This window comes from Acinetobacter sp. YH12105 (genome assembly GCF_013419095.1).
Classification (GTDB): Bacteria; Pseudomonadota; Gammaproteobacteria; order Pseudomonadales; family Moraxellaceae; genus Acinetobacter; species Acinetobacter pseudolwoffii.
On sequence record NZ_VPAU01000036.1, the window covers coordinates 1 to 7,434 of the forward strand.

Genomic DNA, 7,434 nt, shown 5'->3' on the forward strand with positions numbered 1-7,434 from the left:
GCCGAGCCGTAAAGCTCAGAAAGCTGTTATTGGACAAAGAAATTTAAATCCTGTGCTTGACTCTTGTGGTTAAAAACAGGACATTTTAAATGGTTTATCGCATAGACATTTTAATTGGTGAATAACAGCATTATAATTATCCTTATAATTCAACGCTGTAGTTTCTAGTTGATAGCCCGAACATCCCTGTTCGGGCTTTTTTTATGATTTTTCACGTTCCACGCCTATTATTTAAGCAATGTTTCACAACTTTGGTTAGCTCCAGTAAATAATTAAAACCTAGATAATAAGAACCGAGCGAGTGTCTACGAGCGATTGAGCATCATCAAAATTTCGCCCTCGCCTTTTCTCTGATTACAAGCTCCCTTTCGATTTTAAACGGTAGGTACAGAGCATCCCGAATGGGTGCGAACTTTGGAGCTTTTGCTTTTCAAAAAGTATGAGCGAAGCGAATACATTACCAATGCTTTTGCTTTTAGATTTCATAAACAGGATTAACCAAAAACTGCCCCATGAAGCGAGGAACGAGCTTCAATAGAGTACGAGCTTTAGCGAGTACATAGGGCAGTTTTAAGCACTCCCCTCTTTTTAATATTTTTTAATTTTTTAATTTTTAGCCTCTACAATTAATTGATATATAAGAATAAAAATAGCAATAAGTACACCTTTATCTTGCAATAAGTACACCTTTATCTTGCAATAAGTACACCTTTATCTTGCAATAAGTACACCTTTATCTTGCAAAGTGACACTCAATAAAATAGAGTGTACTTATATATTTAAAAAACATGTGTGCTTATGAAAAAGGAACTAGTCGTTAAAGATAATGCACTAATAAATGCCAGTTATAATTTAGACCTATCAGAACAACGTTTAATACTGTTAGCCATACTTGAAGCTAGGCAATCAAATACACCCAATGATAAAGATTTGACGATTCATGCTGAAAGCTATATCAACCATTTCAATGTTCATAGAAATACAGCCTATAAAGTTCTTAAAGATGCTTGCAAAAGCCTATTTGATCGTAGATTTAGCTATCAAAAGCTGACTCAAAAGGGCAACATTGAGAATGTAATAAGTCGATGGGTACAACGAATATCTTATGTAGAAAATGAAGCTCTTGTTCGTATTAAGTTTTCTGATGATGTTGTACCGTTGATTACAAATTTAGAAAAACACTTCACCAGTTATGAACTAGAGCAAGTCAGCAGTTTAACTAGTGTTTACGCTATACGCTTGTATGAGTTGCTTATCGCATGGCGTAGTACAGGCAAAGTGACTATGGTAGAGCTAGAAGAGCTAAGATTAAAATTAGGCATAGAACCCAACGAATACAAGAGAATGGGGCAATTTAAAGAAAAAGTTTTACACCTTGCCATTGATCAAATTAATGAGTACACAGATATAAAAGCAGAGTATGAACAACACAAACGTGGTCGTTCAATTATTGGTTTTTCATTTAAGTTTAAGCAAAAATCACAGCCGAAAAAATTAGATTCTAAGCGTGACCCAAACACACCTGACTTTTTTGTCAAAATGACCGATGCACAACGCCATTTATTTGCCAATAAAATGTCAGAAATGCCTGAAATGGGGAAATATTCACAAGGTACAGAAAGCTACCAACAATTTGCTATCCGTATAGCAGATATGCTTTTAGAGCCTGAAAAATTCAGAGAGCTTTATCCAATATTAGAAAAATCAGGATTTCAGCCATGATTAAATTAAACAACCTATCAACTGATCTAAAACATGTGACCGTTGAATACCTCGACATCGTAAATTATGAAATTGCGAGGGAAAATATATGCGGTTATATCTTCCTATTATCTCGAATATCCAAAAATGCAGAACCCACCAAAAAAATGCAGATGGAAAGCAAAATACAGGACTTAATTTACTATCGAGATAATTTGCAGATAGAGGACAAAGACAATATTCAAAAGGTTTTAAATACGCTCATTCCCGAGTATCAAGCCGAACAGAACAACCAAACAGCTAAGAAAAATTAGGCTTCAATATCGGGCAAATCAAAAAGCTGTCTATCTCTATTTTCTGTTAAATATTCGTTGAGTTCAGCGAGTATTTTTTCTTTATTGGCTTCATTAGATTGCATCTTTTTAATTAAGTAAGAACCGAGCAAAATTTTACGTCTTGTATCGTCCTTTCTTTCTTGTTCCTTTTGCTTGGTTTTTTCTCTTGCATCAATAGCCTGTTTTTGAGCTTTTAACTGTTTCAACTTTTCTAATTGGGCTTCAATTTTCTTTTCGATATTTTCAGCAGATTTTGTCATAACGGTTAATTTCGGGATATAGAAAACCACTCAAGCATAAAACCCTATGAATTGAAATTCAAGCGGGCTATATGCTATCGTGTTTTTCATGAAATGCGCACTTACGACTTGAATTTCATTCAAGTCAAAAGATGCGTAAGGGGGACACCCCTTAACCCCAAAAGCAAAAGCAAGAGCGGTAAAGCAAATGAAGAAATACAATATTGATGAACAGCATATTTTTATATGCTCAAACTGTGGGAATGAATTTTTATACAAATTACCTAAAATTCTTATAGAGCAAATGAATGGAGTATCCATTCAAACTATTAGAAAAGAATGCCCGAAATGTAATCAATACGTGGATGCCACAAGGAAAACTTAATGGCGATTTACCACTGTACAACCAAAACCGTTAACCGCAGTTCGGGAAGAACTGCCGTTGCATCTATGGCTTATCGTGCAGGGGAAAAGCTCAAAGATGAACGTACAGGACTGACCCACGACTTTACGAGAAAGGATGGTGTCGCCCATTCTGAAATTATCTCGAATCTCGATATTGAAATTGACCGTAGCCAACTTTGGAACTTGGCGGAAAAATCCGAAAACCGTAAAGATGCCCGAACCGCTAGAGAATGGGTAATCGCCCTACCCGATGAATTAGACGCAGATCAACGTAAGGACTTGGCAAAAGCCTTTGCCACAGCCTTAGTTGATCGCTATGGCGTGATTGCAGACTTAGCCATCCACGAACCCAGCAAAGGCGGAAATGATAAGAACCATCACGCCCATATCATGCTCACAACCCGAAAAGCCGAATTGGATGCAGACAATAAACTCACTCTGACCACCAAAACCGATATTGAACTCAGCAACGCCAAACGAAAAAGCCTTGGTATGGGTACAACCCAAGACGAAATTAAACAGATTCGGGAAACGTGGGCAAATTTAGCCAATCACGCATTAGAACGAGCAGGCTACCGAGAAAAAATAGATCACCGCAGCTATGCCGATCAGAATAACGGACTACAAGCCACCATCCATGAAGGCACTAAAGTCACCCAATTACGCAGACAAGGCATAGACACTGAAATCAGCCGTTTTAATGACAATGTGAAACAGCAGAACGCCCAACAGCTTGACCAACAGAAACAGCAGAAAGAGAGCGTTTTACAGCGTGGTTTAAACCGTGTCGATCAAGGTTTTGATCAATGGCAGAAGAACCAAGAAACCAAACGTCTAGAACTGGAACGCCAAGCGGAAATGAAACGACAGCAAGAATTAGATAAACAACGAGCCGAGCAAGCACTCCGCAAGGCATCTCAAAAACTAAGTAGAGGCGGAATGTCATTATGAGTAATCAAAATGATTTAGATGACCAGTTATATATTTTATTGGCATCCATGAAGGAATATCGAGAAGCCATAGCAGACGATAAGAAGCGATTAGAGCAGTTTTACAACCAAGTTGCTAGTGGAGTGCTAGACAAGGCTGAAAAATCGCTAGAAAACGCAAATAAGAAGCATACAGGTGCATTAAACAACAGTATTCAGGCATTAAACGAAGCTACAAACAGGCTCAACTTAAAACTTATCCTTATTTTTGCTAGCACGTTTGTTGCTGTGATGATGGTATTCATTTTGGCTATCTTCTTATACATACCAAGCAAAGACGAAATTGATGAACGTAGAGCAGATATGGCTGTACTAAAAAAATATCCGCTACAAATTCGAGAAAGTGATGGTGAAACATTGGTGAGAATCATGAGGAAAAATTGCTACTCGTTTGAACCGAGTAGTGTCAAAGAAAAAACGTATGACTGGTGTCAGATCGACCCTAAAAAATACTAGTTGATCGGTACTTTGCTTGGTTTTTCTCATTACAAATCAAATTACAGCAAGCGCAAAGTTACCCGACTTTGAAACATGGCTAAAGCCATATTTCAAAGCATCGAGCTGAAATTTCGCATAAGAGATTTTATGTTAAATAAGACTATTAAGATCAGTTATAATTATCCAATAAGTGATTAAAAATAATAAGGTAATTTATGTCTACATGGGTGTGGGTACTTATTTATTTGGCAGTTAGCTTAATGTTCAAATGGATTATTTCATGGGGTGGAGCTGATTATATTAAAGGCTGGAAGAGTATCTTTTTCTTAGATATGGAATCAAGCTCATGGAATGAAGAACAGCTTAGAGCTATGGCTTTGTTTCTATGGATAGCATTTACCATTCTTTTTATTATAGGTTTAATTTACCCCGAATTTAGATTCTATAAGCTTAAAAATAGTTTGTAAAAAACGGAGCTTAAGCTCCGTTTTTATGGGTGATTTTTTAAATCATTCAGCATTGCATCACGTAAAATCTTATTCATACGTGTCTGATAGCCTTTGCCTTGTGCTTTTAGCCATTGCATGACATCTGCATCAATGCGTACTGTAGTCACTTGTTTAGTTGGCTTATAAAACGGATTTTGGACAGCATTTTTCCAAAAGCTTTCATCAAGTTCAGGAATGTCGGAAAAGTCTATTTCACTGTCTGCGCGTTTAGCCAGAGCTTCAAGTCTTGCCTTTTGTTCTTCAGACAAAACAGGAGGTTTATTCAAATCTACTTTGTACGTAACGGTTTTGCTCATACTGTTTCCTCTCTTTTTTCTCTGCCTGTCGTGCCGAAATAATGCGGATATGATCCATCCCATTATGGTCTTGTACTGTGTGGGCCACCAATAAAACAGCTTGCCCATGTACCATACCTATCGCTTGCCAACGATATTCACCATTTTCAAAGCGATCCTGTTTATATAAGGCATGAGCATCGTAAAAAACCAATGTCGCATCTTCAAAAGCTATACCATGCTTTTTAAGGTTTATTTCTGCTTTATGCTCATCCCATGAAAACTCAATTTCCATAGTTGCATCGCTTTTTGTTAATATAAAAATGTTAATACAAAATTGTAAATTTTGCAAAGTTCTTCCATTTTTTATTGGCAAAAGCTTACAGAATCGAACATAAAAAAGCCGACTTGTTTCAAAGTCGGCTTTTTGCTCATTTTTGGCTTTTTATGGTTTTATTAAGTGTCTGATATTTATATTAATATACAAGTGTATTGCGTATAACCACCATTATGTTAAATAACTTTTAGAAGCTTTAGTACAAGCTTGACAGATTGTCTTATCATTATAAAATAACCTTATTCAAATCATCCTCCCAAGAGTAACGCCAATGAAGTAAGTCATTTTCTCATCATTATTTTTAAACTTTTGATGTGCAAAATAGATTCTACTTGTGGCTATATATTCTTGGTCTCTACTTTATATCCTAAATAATATATTGTTTTTTATAAGTTAATCTTCACTATTTTGCATATCCTCTACATGAGGAATTTTTTATGCAACATGCATGTATTGCTTCAAACTTAAATTTAGAATTTTCTACACAGAAAATGTTTGATCAGCTAAACATTACGCTTTTATCAGGACAGGTTTCTGCATTAATTGGACGTAATGGTTTAGGTAAATCCCTATTGTTCAGAATATTAGATCAAAGCCAAGCTTTAGATATTCATTATAGTGGTCAAGTTTCATGGAATATCCAACATGATTATTTGGCACAATTAGAACGCCTTAATGCTGAAAATATTGCACAAGCATTAGAGGTAGATCATTTACATCATGCTTTTCGGCGTATAGAGAACAATACAGCTAGTTTTGATGATTATGAGTTAGTTGAAAATACCTGGGATTTACCACAAAAATGGCAAAATATACTTGAAAATGCTGACTTACCTACGGATTTGAACTTTCCAACAGAAAAACTGAGTGAAGGACAAAAAACAAAGCTGGCTTTATGTCGTTTGTTTTTAAAAAAGGATCACTATCTACTTTTAGATGAACCAAGCAACCATTTAGACTCAACATCTAGACAATGGTTAATTGAGAGTATTTTGGCACACCCTAGTGGTGTATGCCTGATTAGTCATGATCGCCAATTACTCAATCAAGTCCAACATATTTATGCTTTAACTGAATTAGGCTTACAACACTACAAAGGTAATTATGAGCATTACATTCAACAGCATCAGCTACACATGGATGCATTAACTCAGTCTATTAATAATGAGAAAAAAGAATTAAAGCAGTTAAAACAACGGCAACATGATAGCTTAATGAAAGCGAATAAACGTCAATCTAAAGGCAATGAACTTCGTGATTCTAATTCTCAAGCAAAGATTTTTCTAGATTTCAAAAAGGAAAATGCTGGACAAAGCTTAGGTAAGCTACGTGCCCAACAAACTCGACAAACTGATGATTTGAAAAATAGTCTGATTAATAGGCAGACCATTGTAGAAAAAATCAAAGCTCAGAAGTTTGAATTCCACTTACAGAGTACGAAGCAAGGAGAGATTTTAAGAATTCATGATTTAAAGCTACCCCATACAGCAACAAATAAAATTAATTTTGCATTGAAAGCTGGCGAAAAAATCCATCTTAAAGGTGCTAATGGAATTGGTAAATCAACCTTATTGAAATTGATTTCTACCCATCAACGTGATGATATTTTCTTTAGTGGAACATGTTTGTATTTAGATCAAAACTTTAGTTTATTAAATAATGATTTATCCGTAATCGAAAACCTTGCACTTTATAACTCCAATCTTACTGAAGTTGAGTGGAGAAATTTGTTAGGTCAGTTACGTATTCGTCGTGAAAAAGCTTTATTAAAACTATCAGAACTGAGTGGTGGTGAAAAATTGAAAGTCGCATTATTAGCAATGAGTCACTATCCTGATGGTATTGATTTATTATTGCTTGATGAACCAGAAAATCATTTAGATATTGAGTCTAGAGAGCTTCTATCGCAGGCTATTAGCCAATATCAGGGCGCTGTAATTTTAGTTTCACATGATCATTTTTTTGTTGAACAGTGTGAAATATCTGAAGAGTATTTAATTGAGTAAAATGACATTTTCAAATATATAGATTTATTAGTTCTACTAAAATTAACATAATACAGCTTATACGAAATGCATTTGTTACTCACCATTCAAAATGTCTATATTCTCACCAATAAAAATGTCTAGTTTATGATGGTTTAAACATCATGGACTGGATATGAAATATAGATGCTGATCACTATGTCTGACAAAGAAATTCAACG

Annotated in this window: 9 protein-coding genes; 6 read left to right on the forward strand and 3 right to left on the reverse strand. The window is 35.4% G+C overall.

Going from position 1 to position 7,434, the window contains the following annotated elements:
• Nucleotides 1–798 precede the first annotated feature (798 nt).
• Entirely contained in the window at nt 799–1,722 is a 924-nt protein-coding gene (repM, locus tag FTU44_RS14760) for a replication initiation protein RepM (RefSeq protein ID WP_004856439.1), read from the forward strand.
• On the forward strand, nt 1,719–2,015 hold the full coding sequence (locus tag FTU44_RS14765; RefSeq protein ID WP_004856442.1) for a hypothetical protein: 297 nt from the start codon (nt 1,719–1,721) through the stop codon (nt 2,013–2,015). The genes repM and FTU44_RS14765 overlap by 4 nt, the downstream gene beginning before the upstream one ends.
• Here the strand turns inward: FTU44_RS14765 and FTU44_RS14770 are convergent.
• The gene (locus FTU44_RS14770; RefSeq protein WP_004856445.1) at nt 2,012–2,296 is read right to left on the reverse strand and encodes a hypothetical protein; all 285 of its coding nucleotides are present in this window, start codon (nt 2,294–2,296) and stop codon (nt 2,012–2,014) included. The two genes, FTU44_RS14765 and FTU44_RS14770, sit on opposite strands and share 4 nt — an antisense overlap.
• A 363-nt stretch (nt 2,297–2,659) precedes the next feature.
• Between FTU44_RS14770 and mobQ the strand changes: the two genes are divergently transcribed.
• The 3 genes from mobQ to FTU44_RS14785 all read left to right on the forward strand — a co-directional run bounded on the left by mobQ (nt 2,660) and on the right by FTU44_RS14785 (nt 4,574).
• Nucleotides 2,660–3,631 carry a MobQ family relaxase gene (gene mobQ, locus FTU44_RS14775; protein WP_180051267.1) on the forward strand — a complete coding sequence of 324 codons (972 nt, stop codon included), beginning with the start codon at nt 2,660–2,662 and terminating at the stop codon, nt 3,629–3,631.
• Nucleotides 3,628–4,125, forward strand: coding sequence for a hypothetical protein (locus FTU44_RS14780; protein WP_161412391.1), 498 nt, complete (start codon nt 3,628–3,630; stop codon nt 4,123–4,125). The genes mobQ and FTU44_RS14780 overlap by 4 nt, the downstream gene beginning before the upstream one ends.
• A 197-nt stretch (nt 4,126–4,322) precedes the next feature.
• The gene (locus FTU44_RS14785; RefSeq protein WP_004969151.1) at nt 4,323–4,574 is read left to right on the forward strand and encodes a hypothetical protein; all 252 of its coding nucleotides are present in this window, start codon (nt 4,323–4,325) and stop codon (nt 4,572–4,574) included.
• Between the two features lie 23 nt (nt 4,575–4,597).
• Here the strand turns inward: FTU44_RS14785 and FTU44_RS14790 are convergent, their stop codons facing one another.
• Nucleotides 4,598–4,912 carry a BrnA antitoxin family protein gene (locus FTU44_RS14790; RefSeq protein WP_096902543.1) on the reverse strand — a complete coding sequence of 105 codons (315 nt, stop codon included), beginning with the start codon at nt 4,910–4,912 and terminating at the stop codon, nt 4,598–4,600.
• Nucleotides 4,875–5,186, reverse strand: coding sequence for a BrnT family toxin (locus tag FTU44_RS14795; RefSeq protein ID WP_096902542.1), 312 nt, complete (start codon nt 5,184–5,186; stop codon nt 4,875–4,877). The genes FTU44_RS14790 and FTU44_RS14795 overlap by 38 nt, the downstream gene beginning before the upstream one ends.
• A 479-nt stretch (nt 5,187–5,665) precedes the next feature.
• Here FTU44_RS14795 and FTU44_RS14800 point away from each other — a divergent pair, with 479 nt between their 5' ends.
• Nucleotides 5,666–7,234: an ATP-binding cassette domain-containing protein gene (locus FTU44_RS14800; protein WP_159124549.1), complete on the forward strand. Its 1,569-nt coding sequence runs from the start codon at nt 5,666–5,668 to the stop codon at nt 7,232–7,234.
• The last annotated feature ends 200 nt before the right edge of the window (nt 7,235–7,434 follow it).

Excerpts from the sequence above, each read along its gene's own strand:
- repM (WP_004856439.1), top strand. The coding sequence starts at position 799 with ATGAAAAAGGAACTAGTCGTTAAAGATAATGCACTAATAAATGCCAGT.
- FTU44_RS14765 (WP_004856442.1), top strand. The coding sequence starts at position 1,719 with ATGATTAAATTAAACAACCTATCAACTGATCTAAAACATGTGACCGTT.
- FTU44_RS14770 (WP_004856445.1), bottom strand. The coding sequence starts at position 2,296 with ATGACAAAATCTGCTGAAAATATCGAAAAGAAAATTGAAGCCCAATTA.
- mobQ (WP_180051267.1), top strand. The coding sequence starts at position 2,660 with ATGGCGATTTACCACTGTACAACCAAAACCGTTAACCGCAGTTCGGGA.
- FTU44_RS14780 (WP_161412391.1), top strand. The coding sequence starts at position 3,628 with ATGAGTAATCAAAATGATTTAGATGACCAGTTATATATTTTATTGGCA.
- FTU44_RS14785 (WP_004969151.1), top strand. The coding sequence starts at position 4,323 with ATGTCTACATGGGTGTGGGTACTTATTTATTTGGCAGTTAGCTTAATG.
- FTU44_RS14790 (WP_096902543.1), bottom strand. The coding sequence starts at position 4,912 with ATGAGCAAAACCGTTACGTACAAAGTAGATTTGAATAAACCTCCTGTT.
- FTU44_RS14795 (WP_096902542.1), bottom strand. The coding sequence starts at position 5,186 with ATGGAAATTGAGTTTTCATGGGATGAGCATAAAGCAGAAATAAACCTT.
- FTU44_RS14800 (WP_159124549.1), top strand. The coding sequence starts at position 5,666 with ATGCAACATGCATGTATTGCTTCAAACTTAAATTTAGAATTTTCTACA.